Source organism: Rhizobacter sp. P1_G5, assembly GCF_056405435.1.
In genome coordinates this window covers 1-18,574 of record NZ_JBFUCB010000048.1, presented here as the reverse complement: position 1 = coordinate 18,574, position 18,574 = coordinate 1, and the positions used below count along the sequence as shown (strand labels likewise).

Here is an 18,574-nt window from a genome sequence, read left to right as displayed (position 1 = left end):
GTGCTGCACATGGCCGCGCGTGGCCAGCCAGCGCACCGAGCCGTCCGGCCAGACCACGCGGAACTCGTGCTCGAGCTCGCCGCCCTCGCGCACCGCCTCGTCCATCTTGCGCTGCAGCTCGGCCACGTCGTCGGGGTGGCGCGAGCCGTCGCGCAGGTCGTTCGCGCCGAGCGGCCCGTCGGGCCGGTGGCCACGCAGCCGGAACATCTGCGCATCCCATTGCGAGGCGTGCGTTCGCAGGTCGCGCTCCCAGGTGCCGATGCCGGCCGATTCGGCGGCGAGCATCGTGCGCTCCTGCACGCGCCGCAGCTGCGCGCGGGTGCTGTGCAGCTCGGTGATGTCGATGTTGACGCCGAAGGCCATCAACCGGCCGTTGACGCGCTCGCGCCGCGACCAAGCGGACACCCAGCGCACCTCGCCGTCGTCCGCCCGGCGGATGCGGAACTCCGACTGCAGCCCCTGCTGCGTGCCGCGGTCGGCGATCTCGCCGTGCGACTGCATCGCCGTGCGGTCGTCCGGGTGCACCAGCTCCTGCAGCCAGCGCTCCTCGCTGGGCACGCCGTCCTGCGGGCGCAGCCCGTAGATGCGGAACATCTGCTCGTTCCACTCGCCCTGGCGGGCCTCGATGTCGACCGTCCAGATGCCGACACCCGCGGCGTTGGTGACCATGTCGATGCGGCGCGCGAAGGCCTGCGCCTGCTCGCGCTCGGCGATCTGCGCGCTGCGGTCGAGCGAGACGCCGGACAGCGCGATCGCGCGCCCCTGCTCGTCGCGCTCGGCGACGCGGCGCGTCAGCAGGTGCCGGTAGCTGCCGTCCTCGTTGCGGTAGCGCGCCTCGACGTCGACGACGCGGTGCGTCGCGATGGCCTCATCGGCCGCACGCAGCACGGCGGCGCGGTCGTCGGGATGGATGGTCGAGCGCATGTACTCCAGCGTCAGGCCGTCGGGCGGACGCGGGATGCCCATCACCTGGTAGCCCCAGTCGTTGAAGTAGATGCGCTGCGTCGCCAGGTCGATGCGCCACACCGACACCGAAGCCAGCGTGACCGCGCGGTGCAGCTTGGCCGTCAGCGCCTCGATCTCGCGCAGGCGCGAGGTGCCTTCGGTGTCGTCGAGCAGGATGCCGGTCATGCGCACCGGCCGGCCCTGCGGGCCGGGATGCACTTCGCAGAGCGAGTGGAACTCCTTGACCTGGCCGTCCGGCAGCACGAGGCGGAACCAGGTCTCGTAGCGGCCCGGCGCTTCGCCGAAGCGCCGGTGCTCGAGGCGGAAGCGGTCGCGGTCGTCCGGGTGGACGCGCTCGCTCGCCTGGTCGAAGTTCGGCACGCCGCCGGCCGGGTCGAAGCCGCACAAGCGGAACATGTGGGCGTCCCAGCGACCCTCGCCGGTGCGCAGGTCGCGCTCCCAGGCGCCGGTGCGGCCGAATTGCTCGATCAGCGCGAGCCGCGCCGCATCGGCCGAGGGCAGCACCAGCCAGGCGAGCCAGCCGCTGTCGAGCCAGACGGAGGTCCAGTCGATCTCGAGCGACGAGCCGGGGAACGCGATGCGCCCGCGACTGCTGGGCTCGGGGTGGCGCAGCGTGGCGACGAGTTCGCGAGCCAGCGCCTGCCAGCCCGCATCGGCGATGCCRTGGTCGGACGCCCACCGCGCCGCGGCGGGGTTCACCTTCCACCGACCGTCTGCCCACAGCCGCAATGCCGGCGCAGGCGACGAAAGCCACAGGGTGTCCATGCGCGGGCAAGTGTACTGACTGCCCGGCGCCCGGCCCGCTGCGCTACTCGGAGCGCACTTTCGATGCGAAGGTCTTGCGGAACTTCTCGACCTTCGGCGCGACGACGAACGCGCAGTAGCCCTGCCCCGGGTGCTGCGCGAAGTAATGCTGGTGGTAGTCCTCCGCACGCGAGTAGTCGGCCAGCGGCAGCACCTCGGTGACGATCGGGCTCTTGTAAGTGCCGCTCGCCGCCATCTCGGCGATCACCTCGCGGGCCACGCGCTCATGCTCCGGCAACTCGACGTAGATGCCCGAGCGGTACTGCGTGCCGACGTCGTTGCCCTGGCGGTTCAGCGTCGTCGGGTCGTGCACGACGAAGAAGATCTCCAGCACCTCGCGCAGCGTGATCTGCGCCGGGTCGAAGCTGACCCGCACCACCTCCACCGCACCGGTGTCGCCGCTGCACACCTGCTCGTAGCTCGGGTTGCGCACCCGGCCGTTGCTGTAGCCGGACTCGACGCCGGTGACGCCCAGCACGCGCTCGTATACCGCCTCGACGCACCAGAAGCAGCCGCCGCCCAGCGTGATGGTTTGGATGGAAGTCGTGTTCATGAGATCTCCTTGGACAGCCCAGATGACTGCGAGCGCGCAGTTTGCAAGGCTGTCGACTCGGTCGCGCCACGGCGTGCTTCCTGACAACGGCGCCTGACAACGGTGCCAGGGCGGGCCGGGAAGTGTGAACGATTCACACCTGTGAGCGCTGACTCATCGGCACAATCCAGCCGCCATGCCGGCGCCTCCTGCCGGCCGTTGTCCACCTTTCCCCCGGAACCAGCGCATGAACAGCCTGCTGACCCTGCTCGGCATCGAATCCTGGAAGCCCATCCTCAGCGCACTCGTGCTGCCGCCGGTGCCGCTGCTGCTGCTGGTGCTGATCGGAGCCCGGCTGATCCTGCCGCGTCGCGGCCTCGGCTGGTTCGTGATCATGGTGGCCACGCTCGGGCTGTGGTTCAGCGCCTGCAACGGAACGGCGCAGTTCCTGATTCAGGTGGCGCTGAAGCCGCCGGCGGCACTCAGCACCGCGCAAATCAACGACCTGAGGACGGCGGCGCAGGCGAAGCAGCCGGTCGCGATCATCGTGCTGGGCGGCGGGCAAGAGGCGCTGGCACCTGAGTACGGCGTGGCCAACCTCAACGCCCAATCGCTGGAACGCCTGCGTTATGGCGTGTGGCTGGGCCGCCAGACCGGGCTGCCGGTCGGCTTCAGCGGTGGTCTCGGTTGGGCCCAGCCGGACGGGCAGCCGGAAGCCCAGACGGCGGCGCGCATCGCCGCACAGGATTTCTCTCACCCGCTGAAATGGGTCGAGGACCAGTCGAAGGACACCCGCGAGAACGCAGCCCGCACTGTCGCGCTGCTGAAGCCGGCCGGCATCACGCAGATCGTGCTGGTGACGCACGGCTGGCACATGCCGCGCGCGGTCGCGATGTTCGAGGACGCAGCGCGCGGCAGTGTCAAGATCCAGCCGGCGCCGATGGGCCTGGCGCTGCGCGTCGACACCAAGTCGCTCGAATGGGTGCCGACGACGCGCGGCTTCATGAATGTGCGCAACGCGCTGCACGAGTGGATCGGCAGCCTGGTCCGCGCTTGACTGCCCCACAAGACGAAACCCCTCCCGACCTTGCGGTGGGAGGGGCGGGCAACTGACGTTGCCAACTCGGGGCTCCGGAGGAAGTGGGTCCAGGGCTCCTGGTGCGCAGGGACTGCGCCGGTGAGGATGCCTGCATGCAGGCCCACCAAACTTAGACGACGCTCGGCGGCGATTCAAGGCCTCATTCGAGGAATCTGCGCCGATTTCGCAATGGTCAGCGTTTCATCACGCCGGCGACGATCTGCGCCACCTTCTGCTCCACCTCAGCGTCCATGCGGATGCTGCGCCCCCATTCACGCGCGGTCTCGCCCGGCCACTTGTTGGTGGCATCCAGCCCCATCTTGCCGCCCAGCCCGCTGACCGGCGACGCGAAATCGAGGTAGTCGATCGGCGTGTTCTCGACCAGCGTCGTGTCGCGCACCGGGTCCATGCGGGTCGTGATCGCCCAGATCACCTCCTGCCAGTTGCGGATGTCGACATCGTCGTCGGTCACGACGATGAACTTCGTGTACATGAACTGGCGCAGGAAGCTCCAGATGCCGAACATCAGCCGCTTCGCATGGCCGGGATAGCTCTTGCGGATGCTGACGATCGCCATCCGGTAGCTGCAGCCTTCGGGCGGCAGGTAGAAGTCGACAATCTCCGGAAACTGCTTCTGCAGGATCGGCACGAACACCTCGTTCAGCGCCACGCCCAGCACGGCCGGCTCGTCGGGCGGCTTGCCGGTGTAGGTGGAGTGGTAGATCGGATCGCGCCGGCGCGTCAGCCGGTCGATGCGGAACACCGGGAACCAGTCCTGCTCGTTGTAATAGCCGGTGTGGTCGCCGAACGGCCCTTCGAGCGCATGCAGGTAGCCGCCGACCTCCTTCAACGGCACGCCGTGCTCGCTGGTCCCGGTGAAGCCGGCCGGCACGACCGGTATGTGGCCTTCCAGCACGATCTCGGCACCGGCCGGCGCCTGCAACATCCAGCCCGGCTCGCCGACCGCGGTGTCGACCACTTCGGTGCGGCTGCCGCGCAACAGCCCGGCGAACTGGTATTCGGACAGGCTGTCGGGCACCGGCGTCACGGCGCCGAGGATGGTCGCCGGATCGGCGCCGAGCGCCACCGCGATCGGGAACGGCTGGCCCGGATTGGCGAGCGCGAAATCGCGGAAGTCCAGCGCCCCGCCCCGGTGCGCCAGCCAGCGCATGATGACCTCGTTGCGCCCGATCACCTGCTGGCGGTAGATGCCCAGGTTCTGGCGGCGCCGCGCCGTCGGCGAGGCCTGCGGGCCGCGCGTGATCACCAGACCCCACGTGATCAGGGGCCCCGCATCCAGGGGCCAGCAGGTCTGCACCGGCAACTCGCCCAGATCGACCTCGCTGCCGTGCAGCACCTCCTGCTGGCACGGCGCCGACCGGACCGCGGCCGGCTTCATGTCCCACAGCGCCTTGATCATTTGTAACAAACGGCCGGCATCTTTCAGCCCCTTCGGCGGCTCAGGTTCCTTCAGGCTGGCCAGCACCCGGCCCACGTCGCGCAGCTCGCTCACCTCGGTGGCGCCCATGCCCTGGGCGACCCGCCGAGGCGTTCCGAACAGGTTCGTCAAGGCCGAAATTTTGTAACCGGCGGGGCGCTCGAACCACAGCGCCGGACCGCCGGCGCGCAGCACGGAGTCGCTGATCGCTGTCATTTCCAGCCGCGCGGAGACTGGTTCGGCGATGCGTTTGAGCTCGCCGGCCCGTTCCAGGCCCGCCATGAAGTCCCTCAGGTCACGGTATTTCATTCTCTTTAGTWATGAAGAACGGCATCCTTATCCTTGACTGGTTATGAATCCAGTTCCTAGAATTCGCGACACCTTGAGAACTGATCAGGGTAAACCCGTAGAGCACACGAGGTGCCCGCGGGGACCACGCTGCCGACGAGCAAGCCGACGGAGCGGTTCCGGAGACTCCCGGAGTCGAACCGCGGTCGATTATCACCGTCACCTCTCGCACCCCTCGGGCCCCGTGCCGCGGCGGGTGGAGGCGCCAGACGGACTGACAAGGAGTGACATGACGACAGCGCTTCAACAATGGATCGCGGGATTTCAGGACGCCCGCCACACCGCCGCTCGGTCGAGCGCGGTCTTTCTGCGTGACGTGGGTCACGGCCTGCTGGAAGTGAGCCACAACGGCCTGGCCCTGCTGGGGCTGGCCATCGTCGCGATCGTGCTGTTCATGGGCAGCCGCGCCGACCTGCGCCATGCCGCCGAGAGCCGCGCGCTCGACTGGCTGCGGGCGCGCCACGATGCCCGCGTCGAGGGCACCGCCCAGGCGCTGACCGACCTGGTCGAGCCCGATGCCGTGAGCCGCGCCACCGCAGCCGACCCCAGGGACCTGACCAAGCAGCAGGCCGCCGTCGCGCTGTGGATCTCGCGCCGCTACCGCGTCGCTCCCGAGCCCGTCAGCCGGCTCGTGAAGGAAGCCTGGGCCGTCGGCAACAAGTCCGGGCTCGACCCGACGCWGATCCTCGCGATCATGGCGATCGAGTCCAGCTTCAACCCGTTTGCCCAGAGCTCGGTCGGTGCGCAGGGCCTGATGCAGGTGATGACCCGCGTGCATGACGACAAGTACGAAGCCTTCGGCGGCAACCATGCGGCCTTCGACCCGGTGACGAACCTGCGGGTCGGCGCGCTGGTGCTGAAGGAATGCATCGCGCGCGCCGGCGGTGTCGAGGCCGGTCTGCGTTTCTACGTGGGTGCCGCCAACCTGAACGACGACGGCGGCTACGCCGGCAAGGTGCTGGCCGAGCGCGAGCACCTGCGCATGGTGGCCGACGGCAAGTCGGTGCCGGTGTTCGCGCCGCTGGTGGTGCCGACGCCGGTCGCGCTGCCGAGCACGCCGCTGCAGGCCGAGCCGGCCGTCATCGAGCCGACGCCGGTGTCGGCGGCGCCGATCGCTTCGCAAGCCCACACGATGCACCAGGTGGCCTCGCTGCGCTGAGGCGGCAGGGGCCGCGGTACACTTCGCGGGCTGCGCAACTGGCGATGGGGCCCGGGATGTCACGATCAGCGTGACGCCCGTCGGCCTGAGGTGGTGAACCACCGGGAAGCGCAGCCGGTTCCGGGTTTCCGGCACCGGTTCAGCCGTTCGCCTGGGCAGCCCCGTGGCCATGTGAGTCCGCCTCGCATGATCCGCCCCGGGGTCTTCTGTTGAAGAGGACTGCCAGCCATGTTCGACCGCACCCACTCCACCGTCGCCCAGGTGGACCCCGAGCTCTTCGCCGCGATCCAGAGCGAGAACCAGCGCCAGGAAGATCACATCGAGCTGATCGCCTCGGAGAACTACGCCTCGCCGGCCGTGATGGCCGCGCAGGGCAGCCAGCTGACCAACAARTACGCCGARGGCTACCCCGGCARSCGCTACTACGGCGGCTGCGAGTACGTCGACATSGTCGAGCAGCTCGCGATCGACCGCATCAAGCAGATCTACGGCGCGGCACACGCCAACGTGCAGCCCAATTCCGGCTCGCAGGCCAACCAGGCGGTGTTCTTCGGCCTGCTGCAGCCCGGCGACACCATCATGGGCATGAGCCTGGCCGAAGGCGGCCACCTGACGCACGGCATGGCGCTGAACATGAGCGGCAAGTGGTTCAAGGTCGTCAGCTACGGCCTGAATGCCCAGGAAGAGATCGACTACGACGCGATGGAGCGCCTCGCCCACGAGCACAAGCCGAAGCTGATCATCGCGGGCGCCTCGGCCTACAGCCTGCGCATCGATTTCGAGCGCTTCGCCAAGGTCGCCAAGGCGGTCGGCGCGTACTTCATGGTCGACATGGCGCACTACGCCGGCCTGATCGCCGCGGGCGTCTACCCGAACCCGGTGCCGCATGCCGACGTCGTCACCTCGACCACCCACAAGAGCCTGCGCGGCCCGCGCGGCGGCATCATCGTGATGAACGACGAAGCCATCGCGAAGAAGATCAACAGCGCGATCTTCCCCGGCATCCAGGGCGGGCCGCTGATGCACGTGATCGCCGCGAAGGCGGTGGCCTTCAAGGAAGCGCTGGCGCCCGAGTTCAAGGTCTACCAGCAGCAGGTCGCGAAGAACGCGGTCGTGCTGGCCGAGACGCTGATCGAGCGCGGCCTGCGCATCGTCAGCGGCCGCACCGAGAGCCATGTGATGCTGGTCGACCTGCGCCCGAAGAACCTGACCGGCAAGGAAGCCGAGGCGCTGCTGGGCCGCGCCCACATGACCTGCAACAAGAACGGCATCCCGAACGACCCGCAGAAGCCGATGGTCACCAGCGGCATCCGCCTGGGCAGCCCGGCCTTCACGACGCGCGGCTTCAAGGAGGAGCAGGCGCGCGCCACCGCCCACCTGATCGCCGACGTGCTGGACAAGCCGAACGACGAGTCGGTGATCGAAGCGGTGAAGGCCAAGGTGGCCGCGCTGACGCGTGACTTCCCGGTGTACCGCGGATGATCGGCCTGCCGGTCACCGGCCGCTGAGCCGTGCGCTGCCCGTTCTGCAGTCACGAGGAAACGCAGGTCGTCGAGACGCGCGAGTCCGATGAGGGCGATGTCGTGCGCCGGCGCCGCCGCTGCCAGAGCTGTGACAAGCGCTTCACCACCTACGAGCGCGCCGAGATCGCGCTGCCGTCCGTCGTCAAGAAGGACGGCACGCGCGCCGATTTCGACGCCTCGAAGATCCGTGCCTCGATGACGCTCGCGCTGCGCAAGCGGCCGGTCAGCGTCGAGCAGATCGACGCGGCGATGGAGCGCATCCAGGACAAGCTGCTCAACAGCGGCTCGAAGGAAGTGCCGTCGACACGCCTGGGCGAACTGGTGATGCGCGAGCTCAAGCGCATCGACAAGGTCGCCTACGTGCGCTTCGCATCGGTCTACCGCAGCTTCGAAGACGTCGATGAGTTCCGGCAGCTGATCCGGGACATCTGAACCGGTACGCATCTCCCGAAATCACACAAAACCCCTGAAACCCCCTCACGTACCGGTACATCCGAGGGTGGTTTTGGCCCCCTTCTCCCCCCATCGGGGGAGTGGCCGGCGGCGCGGCACTTCCTAAAGTCCGCGTCCGTTCATCAGGGGGATCCAACATGTTTCAGCTTGCCAGGCCGCGATCGGCCGAGGGTTTCACGCTCATCGAGTTGATGGTGTGCGTGGCGGTGTGCACCGTGCTCGCGCTGATCGCGGCGCCGAACCTGCAGCGCTGGATGGAGGTGCGGCGGCTCGAAGGCGTCGCGAACGAACTCGCGGCCGACCTGCGCCTCGCGCGCAGCGAAGCCATCGGCCGCAACCAGAATGTGCGCATCGGCTTTCGCGGCGTGACGACGCCGTCGAACTGTTACGTCGTCTATGTCGGAGCGATCGACGCGTGCCGTTGCACGTCACGAGACGAGGCAGCCTGCGAAGCCGGCGGCCAGGCGATCCGCCACGTCGCGCTGCAGGCCGGGCAGCAGGTCAGCCTGCAGGCCAATGTCCCGACGATGAGCTTCGACGCGCAGCACGGCACCAGCACGCCGGCCGCCACGCTGCGGCTGGCCAGCGCGTCGGGCCTCGCGATCCAGCATGTCGTCAACCTGCTCGGCCGCGTGCGCAGCTGCTCGCCGCAGGGCGCGGTGGCCGGCTACCGTGCCTGCTGAAGGGGTGGCGATGGCCTCCACGTCCTCCTTGCCGCAGCAGCGGCGCGGTTTCACGCTCGTCGAGCTGATGGCGGGGTTGGCGATCGGCCTGTCGGTCGTCGTCCTGGCCCTCGGCCTGCTGACGTTCCAGTTGCAGGACGCCCATCGGCAACTGGCCGATCTGCGCCTCACGCACGACCTGCAGACGATCGCCGAGGTGATGTCGCGCGATCTCGCCCGCGCCGGCCATCGTGTGCCGGCCGGCACCGCAGCCGTGGCCGACTCGGCCGACCCCGCCATCGCACTCGCCGCGAGCGGCGACGGCCTGAGCATCGACTACGTCGCCACGCCGGCCTCCGGCATCGCCCCGAGCCGCTTCGGCTACCGGCTGCGCAGCGGCGTCATCGAGATGGCGTTCGGTGCAGGGCACTGGCAGGCCCTCAGCGACACCACCTCGATGCGGGTCACGCGGCTGGAGTTCACGCCCGACATCCGGCGCATCGATCTGCGGGAGTTCTGCAGCCGCCCCTGCGATGCCGGGGCCTGCCCCTACCAGCTGCAACGCCAGGTCCGCATCCGCTTGCAGGCCCTGGCCACCGATCAAGCTCCCGCGGCCAGCGGCGCGGCGCGCGAGGCCCTGGTCGAAGCCCGCGTGCGCAATGACGCCGTGGTCGGCGGGTGTCCGGGATGAACCGCCGGATGAGCCGCCGGATGCACGGCCCCGGCGCGGCTTCGGGTCAATCCGGTGCGGTGGCGCTGATCCTGGTGCTGGTGGTCGCGGCGGCCCTCACGCTCGCCGCGACGTACACCTTCCGCGTGGCATGGGAGGAGCTGAAATCCTCCGGCAACCGCATGCGCGCCGCCCAGGCCGCCGAAGCGGCGGAGTCGGGGCTCGCATGGGCATTGGCCCGGCTCAACGACGAACGTCCCGTCGACGACGCCTGCCGGCCCGCTGCCGAGGGAGCAGCCTTCCGCGAGCGCTACCAGGGGACGCCCGCCATGCCGTCCTGCTCGTTCATCGGCGGGGCCTGGTCATGCCGCTGCCCACCGGCCGACGGGAGCAGCGCCGAGATCGACGGCGACGCGGCCCGCCAGGCCTTCGCGCTGCGGCTGGACAGCGCCGCCTCAGGTGTCACCACGATCGAGTCGATCGGCTGCAGCGGCAACGCCACCGCCTGCCTAGCACCTGCGGGCGCTGGTGCAGCGGTCCACGTCGCGCGGGCCTGGGCCGATGCGGCCCGCATCCCGGCCATCGACGTCCGGCCGGTCGCGGCCATCACGGCGCGCGGATCCGTGCAGCTGCTGGGCGGGCCGACCGTCGTGCACCACGGGATCGCGAGCGGCGGCCTCACGCTGCACGCCGGTGCCGAGGCCGACCCGGGCGACGCCAGGCTGGTCGGCCCGCCCGGTGCACCCGCGCTGTCGACCATCGTCAGTGCCGATGCGGCTCTCGCCTCGGTCGACGCGGCGCAGTTCTTCGCGAGCGTCTTCCGGATGAACCGCACGACGTGGCAGGCCCAGCCCGCGGCGCGCTTCGTGACCTGCACGCGGCCCTGCGACGACGAGATCTCCCGGCGGCTCGCGCCGCCGGGGTCGGCGACCCTGCTCTGGCTCGACGGCGGCCTGCGGCTGGACGGCGCCACCCAGCTCGGCTCGCCCGCACGACCGGTTCTGCTGGTGGTCGACGGTGCGGTGCACCTGCGCGGGCCGGCGCGCATCCACGGCGTGCTGTACCTGCGCAACGCCGAGTGGCGCGACGAAGCCGGGGCCACGCTGCACGGTGCACTGCTGGCCGAGGACGATCTGCTGCTGTCCGGGCCGACCCGCATCGACCACGACAGCAGCGTCATCGAACGCCTGCAGATGTGCTGCGGCACCTGGGCCCGCGTGCCCGGCAGCTGGCGCGACTTCTGATGCACCGCTCCTTCAAGGGGCCACCCGCCGCCCCGGTGGCCGCCGGCGCCGCCCTGCTCGAGGCCTTGGTTGCGTTGTTGCTGGTGTCGCTGCTGTCGGCAGCGTTGCTGAACCAGCAGGACGCACTGCGCCATGCCCGCACCGCGGCACGGCAGCGGATCGATGCGCTTCAGCTCGCAAGCCGGGAGTTCGATCGCCTGCGCGGCGCGGCCGCATCGTCACCGGCCACCACGACGCCGGCGCCATTCGAGCTCAGCCACAGCGAGCAGTCCGAGACACCCGAGGCGACCGAGGCGCCCGCCCTGCGCGACCTCAGCGTCGTCGTGAACTGGCGCCATCCCGCCGGCGGACTGCATCGCGTGCAGCTGGATGCCCGTGTGCCGCGCCTCTCGCCGGTCTACGACGCCGTGCTGGGCCTCGCCCCGCAAGACATCGCGATCGCCCGGCCGCTCGGGCGTGCGCCGGACATCCCGTTCGAATCGATCTCGACCGCCCCCGATCGAAGCCTCTGGCAACCCGGCGGGCCGGGGGCGGCGGCTTGGCTGTTCGGCGATGCGGATGGGGCGATCGTCGCGCGCTGCAGCGCTGCACCATCCGGCTGCGAACCCGCGAGCGGCACCGTGCTGAGCGGTCACCTGCGCTTCTCGGCCAGCGCTCCGCCGGACCCTGCGACGCCGGGCGACCCGTTGCTGCCGCTGGGCGTCGTCCTCGCGCTCGACGGCCCTCCGGCACGGCTCGTCCGCTGCGCCATCCAGCCCGTCGCCATCGCCGGTGCGCGCTTCGTCCGCTACGGCTGCGTGGTGCCCGATCCGCCGGCCACCGGCTGGTCCGGCCGGGTCGAGATCGAACCGCTCGGCTGGAGCGTCGGCACGCGCGTCGGCAGCCAGCGCGTGTGCCGCTACAGCACCGACCTCGACGGCAGCGGCGCGATCGACCGCAACGACGAGCACCCTGCCCGCTACGCCACGGTGCACGGCGCGCTGCGCCAGCAGAACTACCTGGTGGTGCGCGGCGACCAGCCGTGCCCGGACGGCAGCGCGATCGCGACGCACAATGACGCCCTGCTGGACACCGTGCAGCACCAACCCTGACCCGCCCGATGCCGCCCACCGAGCCCCCGAACGCCGCGGCGTTCACGCCCGCCGACCACGCCGCGATGCGCGAAGCACTCGCGCTGGCCGGACACGCCATCGGCCTGACCGACCCGAACCCGCGCGTCGGCTGCGTGATCCTCGACGCCCACGGCCAGGTGATCGGGCGCGGACACACGCAACAGGCCGGCGGGCCGCATGCCGAGGTGATGGCCTTGCGCGATGCCGCCGCGCGCGGCCATGCGACGCCAGGCGCGACCGCCTACGTGACGCTGGAACCCTGCTCGCACCACGGCCGCACGCCGCCGTGCTGCGATGCGCTGCTGGCCGCCGGCATCGCGCGCGTCGTCTCGGCCGTCACCGACCCGAACCCGCTGGTGGCAGGCCAGGGCCTGGCGCGGCTGCGGGCACAGGGCGTGCAGGTCGAATCCGGCCTGCTGGGCGAAGCGGCACGCGAGCTCAACATCGGCTTCTTCTCGCGCATGGTGCGCGGGCGGCCGTGGGTGCGCCTGAAGGCCGCGACCTCGCTCGACGGGCGCACCGCATTGAACAACGGCGCCAGCCAGTGGATCACCGGCGAGGCGGCGCGCACCGACGGCCACGCCTGGCGCAAGCGGGCCGGCGCGGTGCTGACCGGCGTCGGCACCGTGCTCGACGACAACCCCCGGCTGGATGTGCGGCTGGTCGAGACCGCGAAGCAACCGCTGCGCGTCGTCATCGATTCGCGGCTCGACATGCCGCCCACCGCGCGCATCCTCGATGCGCCCGGCCAGGTGCTGGTGTATGCCGCGGCGCCCGAGGCGGCCCGCATCGCCACGCTGGCGGCCACCGGCGCCGAGGTGATCCTGCGGCCCGGCCCGACGGGCAAGGTCGACCTGGCCGCCGTGCTGGTTGACCTGGCGCAGCGCGGCATCAACGAGCTGCACGTCGAGGCCGGCCACAAGCTGAACGGCTCGTTCGTGCGCGAGGGGCTGGTCGACGAGTACCTCGTGTACCTCGCGCCGAAGCTGCTCGGCGCCGGCCGCGACCTGGCCGCCTTCGGCCCGCTGGAGCGGCTGGACGACGCCGCAGCGCTGCGCTTCCATGCGGTCGACCGCATCGGCGACGACCTGCGCGTGATCGCCCGCCCGTCGGCGCGGGAACTGTTCTGACTGCGAGAATCACGCCCATGTTCACCGGCATCATCTCCGGCCTCGGCCGCATCGAATCCGTCCGCCCGCTGGGCGCCGACGCCTCCCACGGCCTGCAACTGACGCTGCAGGCCCCCGACCACTACCTCGACGACGTGCAGCTGGGCGACAGCATCTCGCTGAACGGCGCCTGCATGACGGTCACCACCTTCGACGCCGCCGCCAGCCGCTTCACGATCGACATCTCGGCCGAGAGCCTGGACAAGACCGCCGGCCTGTCGCAACCCGGCCCGGTCAACCTCGAGAAGGCGCTGCGGGCGCACGACCGGCTGGGCGGCCACCTCGTCAGCGGCCACGTCGACGGCATCGGCCGCGTGACGCATTTCGCGCCGGTCGGCGAATCGTGGGAGCTGCGCGTGCTGGCGTCGGCCCACATCGGCCGCTTCCTCGCCTACAAGGGCTCGGTCGCGGTGAACGGTGTGAGCCTCACGGTCAACCGCGTCGACGACCGGCCCGAGGGCTGCGAGTTCAGCATCAACCTGATCCCGCACACGATCGAGAACACGACGCTGGGCACGCTGGCGGCCGGTTCGACCGTCAACCTCGAGATCGACCTGATCGCCCGCTACGTCGAGCGGATGCTGGCCACGGCTCCCGCCCGGACTTGACCGGGTCGCCCGCCTACAATGGCGGGCTATGCCGATCTCCCCCGTACCCGAACTGATCGCCGAGCTCGCCGCCGGCCGCATGGTCATCCTCGTCGACGAGGAAGACCGCGAAAACGAGGGCGACCTGGTGCTCGCGGCCGACCACGTGACGCCCGAGGCGATCAACTTCATGGCGCGCTTCGGCCGCGGCCTGATCTGCCTGACCCTCCCCCGCGAGCGCTGCGAGAGCCTGCAGCTGCCGCCGATGGCCACCCGCAACGGCACCCGCCACGGCACCGCGTTCACCGTCTCGATCGAAGCCGCCACCGGCGTTTCCACCGGCATCTCGGCCGCCGACCGCGCCCGCACCGTGCAGGCCGCCGTCGCGCGCGATGCGCAGGCCGCCGACCTGGTGCAGCCCGGCCACATCTTCCCGTTGCAGGCGCAGGATGGCGGCGTGCTGATGCGCGCCGGCCACACCGAGGCCGGCTGCGACCTCGCGGCGATGGCCGGCCTCAGCCCCACCTCGGTGATCTGCGAGATCATGAAGGACGACGGCACGATGGCGCGCCTGCCGGACCTGGAGGTCTTCGCGAAGGAACACGGCCTGAAGATCGGCACCATCGCCGACCTGATCGGCTACCGCAGCCGCAACGAAAGCCTGATCGAGCGCATCGGCCAGCGCACGCTGACCACCGCGCAGGGCGATTTCGACTGCACCGCCTTCCGCGACCGCACCGGCGGCCTGCACCTCGCGCTGAGCCACGGCAGCATCGACACGAGCGACGAGGTGCTGGTGCGCGTGCACGAGCCGCTGTCGGTGATGGACCTGCTCGACACCGGCGCCTGCAGCCACTCGTGGCCGCTGCACAAGGCGCTCTCGACGCTGCAGGCCAGCCAGCGCGGCGTCGCGGTGCTGCTGAATTGCGGCGAGGACGTGCAGTCGCTGCTGTCGCACTGGCAGGACACCCCCGCGGCGCCGGCGCGCGCCCGCGCGCAGATGGACCTGCGCACCTACGGCATCGGCGCCCAGATCCTGCGCGAGCTGGGCGTCACGAAGATGAAGCTGCTGGGCAGCCCGCGCCGCATGCCGAGCATGACCGGCTACGGCCTCGAGGTCACCGGCTTCGTCGCCCCCGAACACTGAACGACCGACTGGATTGACATGCAAGCAGCAGACAAGGGCCAGGCGGCCGACCTGGACGGCACCGACCTGCGCATCGGCATCGTGCAGGCCCGGTTCAACGACAAGCTGACGCAGGCGCTGGCCGACGCCTGCATCGGCGAGCTCGGCACGCTGGGCGTCGCCGCCAAGCACATCAAGCACGTGACGGTGCCCGGCGCGCTGGAGGTGCCGCTGGCGCTGAACGCGATGGCCGCGAGCGACCGCTACGACGCACTGGTCGCGCTCGGCTGCATCGTCCGCGGCGAGACCTACCACTTCGAACTCGTGTCCAACGAGAGCGGCGCCGGCGTCACGCGCGTCGCGCTCGACCACGAGATCCCGATCGCCAACGCCATCCTGACCGTCGAGGACGAGGCCCAGGCCTGGGCCCGCGTCGAAGAGAAAGGCCGTGACGCAGCACGCGTCGCCGTCGAGATGGCCAACCTGCTGGAAGACCTGTCGTGAGCGAGACCGAACCGAAGAACCCCGCCCCGGCGGCTGACGCACCGGCGGCCGATGCACCGGCCGCGAAGAAGCCCGCGGGCAAGGGCGGCCACAAGGGTGGCAAGCCGCAGCCCAAGTCGTCGCGCCGCCGCTCGCGCGAGGCCGCGCTGCAAGGCCTGTACGAGTGGCTGCTGTCCGGCGCCGAGGTCGGCGTGGTCGATGCCCACATGCGCGAGCAGGAAGGCTTCGACAAGGTCGACGCGGCGCACTTCGACGCGCTGCTGCACGGCTGCATCGCCGAGGCGTCCGACCTCGACGCGGTGCTTTCGCGCCACGTCGACCGCAAGACCACCGAGCTGTCGCCGATCGAGCACGGCGTGCTGATGATCGGCGCCTACGAGCTGAAGCACTGCATCGACATCCCGTACAAGGTCGCGATCAACGAGGCGGTCGAGCTGGCCAAGAGCTTCGGCGGCACCGACGGCCACAAGTACGTGAACGGCGTGCTCGACAAGGCGGCGCTCGACCTGCGCCCGGTCGAGGTGGCGGCGTTCCGCGCCCAGCGACGCTGACCCGGCGCGACGCAGCGATGAAGCTCGCCGGCCGCCTGGACCACATCGAGCCCTTCTACGTGATGGAGTGCGCGAAGGCGGCCGTCGAGCTGTCGCGCACCGCCGCCTGCGACCCCGCGCAGGGCGGCCGGCCGATGATCTTCCTGAACATCGGTGAGCCAGATTTCACCGCGCCACCGCTGGTGCAGCAGGCCGCGCGCGAATGCCTGGAGCGCGGCAGCACGCAGTACACGCAGGCCACCGGCCTGCCGGCGCTGCGCGAGCGGCTGAGCCGCTGGTACGCCGAGCGCTTCCAGGTCGACATCGCGCCCRAACGCATCGTGATCACCGCCGGCGCGTCGGCCGCGCTGCAGCTCGCCTGCCTGGCGCTCGTCGAGCGCGGCGACGAGGTGCTGATGCCCGACCCCAGCTACCCGTGCAACCGCCACTTCGTCGCGGCCGCCGATGGCGTCGCGCGGCTGCTGCCGGCCTCGCCCGAGCACCGCTTCCAGCCGGATGCCGCCACCGTGCAATCGGCCTGGACGGCGGCGACGCGCGGCGTGCTGCTCGCCTCGCCGTCGAACCCGACCGGCACCTCGATCGCGTTCGACGAGATGGGGCGCATCGTGCAGGCGGTGCGCGAACGCGGCGGCTTCACGATGGTCGACGAGATCTACCTCGGCCTGAGCTTCGACGACGCGTTCGGCCACACCGCGCTCGCGCATGGCGACGACGTGATCTCGATCAACAGCTTCTCGAAGTACTTCAGCATGACCGGCTGGCGGCTCGGCTGGCTGGTGCTGCCGCCGGAACTGGTGGCGCCCATCGAGCGCCTCGCGCAGAACCTCTACATCTGCCCGTCGTCGCTCGCGCAGCAGGCGGCGCTGGCCTGCTTCGAGCCGGCCTCGATCGCCGAGTTCGAACGCCGCCGCGCCGAGTTCCGCGCGCGCCGCGATTTCCTGGTGCCGGCGCTGCAGGCGATGGGCCTGCGCGTGCCGGTGATGCCCGACGGCGCGTTCTACGCCTGGGCCGATTGCTCGGCACATGCCGACAGCAGCTGGGACTTCTGCTTCCGGCTGATGCGCGAGGCGCAGGTGGCCATCACGCCCGGCCGCGATTTCGGACCGCATGCCGCCGATCGCTACATCCGCCTGTCGTATGCGAGCTCGATGGCGCACCTGCAGGACGCGGTGCAGCGCCTGCAGCAATTGCTGTCCACGTAGCTGTCATCTTTTGCCGGTGTTTTTGTTGTCGGCGTTGTTGTCAGTTTTGGGTTGAACCCCATGCACCATCTCGTCGACTTTCGCAAGCGCATGTTACGAATGCACAGAACGCGGGGTTTTTTACTGCCGGGGCCCGATGCGCTTGCACTAAGCTGCGTCCGTGGTGGACAACCGTGCCACGAACCCAACCCGCCTCATGCCCGGCCCTGTTCCTGATCCTTCCTCCGACCTTGCCAACTCGACGCCGGGTGCGCCGAAGTGGGGCGACACCGACCTCGGGCTGCCCGCACAACCGGCCGCCACCTTCTCCACCACGGTGCCGCCGATGGGCGGCGCCGACCAGATGCCGACCATCGGCCACATCGGCCGGTACGCGCTCAAGTACCGCATCGGCGAAGGCGGCCTCGGCGTGGTCTATGCCGCGCACGACCCGCTGCTGTCGCGGCTGATCGCGATCAAGACCCTGAACCTCGAGATCTCGGCCGAGCAGCGCGATGCGTTCAATGCGCTGTTCCTGAACGAGGCCCGCGCGGCCGGCGGCCTGAGCCACCCGCACATCGTCACGGTGTTCGATGCCGGCGCGAGCGAGCAAGGCGCCTACATCGCGATGGAGCTGCTGAAGGGCCGCGACCTGCGCCAGCTGCGCCAGGAGGGCTGGCGGCCGTCACCGCACCAGGCCGCGCTGATCGTGCGCCGCGTCGCCGATGCGCTCGCCTATGCGCACTCGAAGGGCGTGGTGCATCGCGACATCAAGCCGGCCAACATCTTCATGGTCGGGCGCACGCAGCCGCGCGTGCTCGACTTCGGCATCGCCCGCATCGCGCACCAGCACGATGCGAACGGCGAGGACATCGTCGGCGGCTCGCCCTACTACATGTCGCCCGAGCAGGTGCGCCAGCAGCCGGTGGACCGCCGCTGCGACGTGTTCTCGCTCGGCGTCGTGCTCTACGAACTGCTGGCCGACGTGCGGCCGTTCCGCGGCAGCTCGCTGGCCGAGATCACCCGCGCCGTCGCCGAGTACAACCCGCCGACCGCGCACCAGGTCAACAGCAGCGTGCCGAAGGCCTTGTCCGAGATCGCCGCCCGGGCGATGGAGAAGAACCCCGACGACCGCTACCGCTCGGCGCGTGCGTTGTCGCGCGAGCTGCGCCACTGGCTGGAAGAGCATCCGCAGGACGGCGACGGCGCCGACGAGTCCGCCGAGCAACCCGTCGGGCGCCACCGCCTGGCCTGGGGCCTGGTGGCCGCCGCCGGCGTCGGGATCGCCGCTGCCGCATGGTGGACGCTGATGTCGCCGCGCTCCAGCGGGCTGACGGCCGCCGCGCCCCCAGCGGCGTCGGCCGTGGTCGTCGCGGCCGCCCCGCCCGTGCCGGTCCCGGCGCCGGATCCGGCGGCAGCCTCGCAATCTGCCACCGGGGCCGCGAGCGCAGCCGATCCCGCCGGCTC

General features: G+C 70.5%; 18 protein-coding genes and 1 riboswitch. Of the genes, 15 read left to right on the top strand and 3 right to left on the bottom strand.

All coding sequences use genetic code 11. The annotated features are described in order from the left end of the window. Both AC1D12_RS05940 and msrA read right to left on the bottom strand, forming a co-directional pair. On the bottom strand, window positions 1–1,731 hold a 1,731-nt coding region (locus AC1D12_RS05940; RefSeq protein WP_477839352.1), incomplete at its 3' end, for a PAS domain-containing protein. 43 nt (window positions 1,732–1,774) lie between these two features. Then, window positions 1,775–2,323, bottom strand: coding sequence for a peptide-methionine (S)-S-oxide reductase MsrA (msrA, locus tag AC1D12_RS05935; RefSeq protein ID WP_477839350.1), 549 nt, complete (start codon window positions 2,321–2,323; stop codon window positions 1,775–1,777). Between the two features lie 226 nt (window positions 2,324–2,549). Here msrA and AC1D12_RS05930 point away from each other — a divergent pair, with 226 nt between their 5' ends. Further along, window positions 2,550–3,359, top strand: a complete 810-nt coding sequence (locus tag AC1D12_RS05930; protein ID WP_477839348.1) for a YdcF family protein — start codon at window positions 2,550–2,552, stop codon at window positions 3,357–3,359. 214 nt (window positions 3,360–3,573) lie between these two features. Here AC1D12_RS05930 and AC1D12_RS05925 read toward each other — a convergent pair whose 3' ends face one another. Then, window positions 3,574–5,127 carry a UbiD family decarboxylase gene (locus AC1D12_RS05925; RefSeq protein ID WP_477839346.1) on the bottom strand — a complete coding sequence of 518 codons (1,554 nt, stop codon included), beginning with the start codon at window positions 5,125–5,127 and terminating at the stop codon, window positions 3,574–3,576. A gap of 268 nt (window positions 5,128–5,395) precedes the next feature. Between AC1D12_RS05925 and AC1D12_RS05920 the strand changes: the two genes are divergently transcribed. The 14 genes from AC1D12_RS05920 to AC1D12_RS05855 form a co-directional block, all read left to right on the top strand. After that, complete coding sequence (locus AC1D12_RS05920; protein ID WP_477839344.1) at window positions 5,396–6,325, top strand: transglycosylase SLT domain-containing protein; 930 nt, start codon at window positions 5,396–5,398, stop codon at window positions 6,323–6,325. A 24-nt stretch (window positions 6,326–6,349) separates the two neighbouring features. Beyond that, window positions 6,350–6,489, top strand: a riboswitch (ZMP/ZTP riboswitch). Between the two features lie 64 nt (window positions 6,490–6,553). After that, complete coding sequence (gene glyA, locus AC1D12_RS05915; RefSeq protein WP_477839342.1) at window positions 6,554–7,807, top strand: serine hydroxymethyltransferase; 1,254 nt, start codon at window positions 6,554–6,556, stop codon at window positions 7,805–7,807. Window positions 7,808–7,836: 29 nt separating this feature from the next. Next, a complete protein-coding gene (gene nrdR, locus AC1D12_RS05910; RefSeq protein WP_047504593.1) occupies window positions 7,837–8,280 on the top strand; it encodes a transcriptional regulator NrdR in 444 nt (147 codons plus the stop codon). Between the two features lie 158 nt (window positions 8,281–8,438). Continuing rightward, window positions 8,439–8,984 carry a GspH/FimT family pseudopilin gene (locus AC1D12_RS05905; RefSeq protein WP_477825428.1) on the top strand — a complete coding sequence of 182 codons (546 nt, stop codon included), beginning with the start codon at window positions 8,439–8,441 and terminating at the stop codon, window positions 8,982–8,984. A 10-nt stretch (window positions 8,985–8,994) separates the two neighbouring features. After that, window positions 8,995–9,654, top strand: a complete 660-nt coding sequence (locus AC1D12_RS05900; protein ID WP_477839340.1) for a PulJ/GspJ family protein — start codon at window positions 8,995–8,997, stop codon at window positions 9,652–9,654. Window positions 9,655–9,662: 8 nt separating this feature from the next. After that, the gene (locus tag AC1D12_RS05895; RefSeq protein WP_477839338.1) at window positions 9,663–10,877 is read left to right on the top strand and encodes a hypothetical protein; all 1,215 of its coding nucleotides are present in this window, start codon (window positions 9,663–9,665) and stop codon (window positions 10,875–10,877) included. Further along, window positions 10,877–11,968, top strand: a complete 1,092-nt coding sequence (locus tag AC1D12_RS05890; RefSeq protein WP_477839336.1) for a hypothetical protein — start codon at window positions 10,877–10,879, stop codon at window positions 11,966–11,968. Before AC1D12_RS05895 ends, AC1D12_RS05890 begins: the two co-directional genes overlap by 1 nt. A gap of 8 nt (window positions 11,969–11,976) precedes the next feature. Continuing rightward, complete coding sequence (gene ribD / locus AC1D12_RS05885) at window positions 11,977–13,119, top strand: bifunctional diaminohydroxyphosphoribosylaminopyrimidine deaminase/5-amino-6-(5-phosphoribosylamino)uracil reductase RibD (protein WP_477839334.1); 1,143 nt, start codon at window positions 11,977–11,979, stop codon at window positions 13,117–13,119. A 17-nt stretch (window positions 13,120–13,136) separates the two neighbouring features. After that, window positions 13,137–13,766, top strand: a complete 630-nt coding sequence (locus AC1D12_RS05880) for a riboflavin synthase (protein WP_477839332.1) — start codon at window positions 13,137–13,139, stop codon at window positions 13,764–13,766. A 28-nt stretch (window positions 13,767–13,794) separates the two neighbouring features. Next, window positions 13,795–14,892 carry a bifunctional 3,4-dihydroxy-2-butanone-4-phosphate synthase/GTP cyclohydrolase II gene (gene ribBA, locus AC1D12_RS05875; RefSeq protein ID WP_477839331.1) on the top strand — a complete coding sequence of 366 codons (1,098 nt, stop codon included), beginning with the start codon at window positions 13,795–13,797 and terminating at the stop codon, window positions 14,890–14,892. Window positions 14,893–14,910: 18 nt separating this feature from the next. Continuing rightward, window positions 14,911–15,375 carry a 6,7-dimethyl-8-ribityllumazine synthase gene (ribH, locus tag AC1D12_RS05870; protein WP_047504612.1) on the top strand — a complete coding sequence of 155 codons (465 nt, stop codon included), beginning with the start codon at window positions 14,911–14,913 and terminating at the stop codon, window positions 15,373–15,375. Then, window positions 15,372–15,926 carry a transcription antitermination factor NusB gene (nusB, locus tag AC1D12_RS05865; protein WP_477839329.1) on the top strand — a complete coding sequence of 185 codons (555 nt, stop codon included), beginning with the start codon at window positions 15,372–15,374 and terminating at the stop codon, window positions 15,924–15,926. The genes ribH and nusB overlap by 4 nt, the downstream gene beginning before the upstream one ends. 17 nt (window positions 15,927–15,943) lie before the next feature. Next, window positions 15,944–17,128, top strand: a complete 1,185-nt coding sequence (locus tag AC1D12_RS05860; protein WP_477839327.1) for a pyridoxal phosphate-dependent aminotransferase — start codon at window positions 15,944–15,946, stop codon at window positions 17,126–17,128. A 196-nt stretch (window positions 17,129–17,324) separates the two neighbouring features. Beyond that, a partial coding sequence (locus AC1D12_RS05855) for a serine/threonine-protein kinase (protein ID WP_477839325.1) occupies window positions 17,325–18,574 on the top strand: 1,250 nt, incomplete at its 3' end.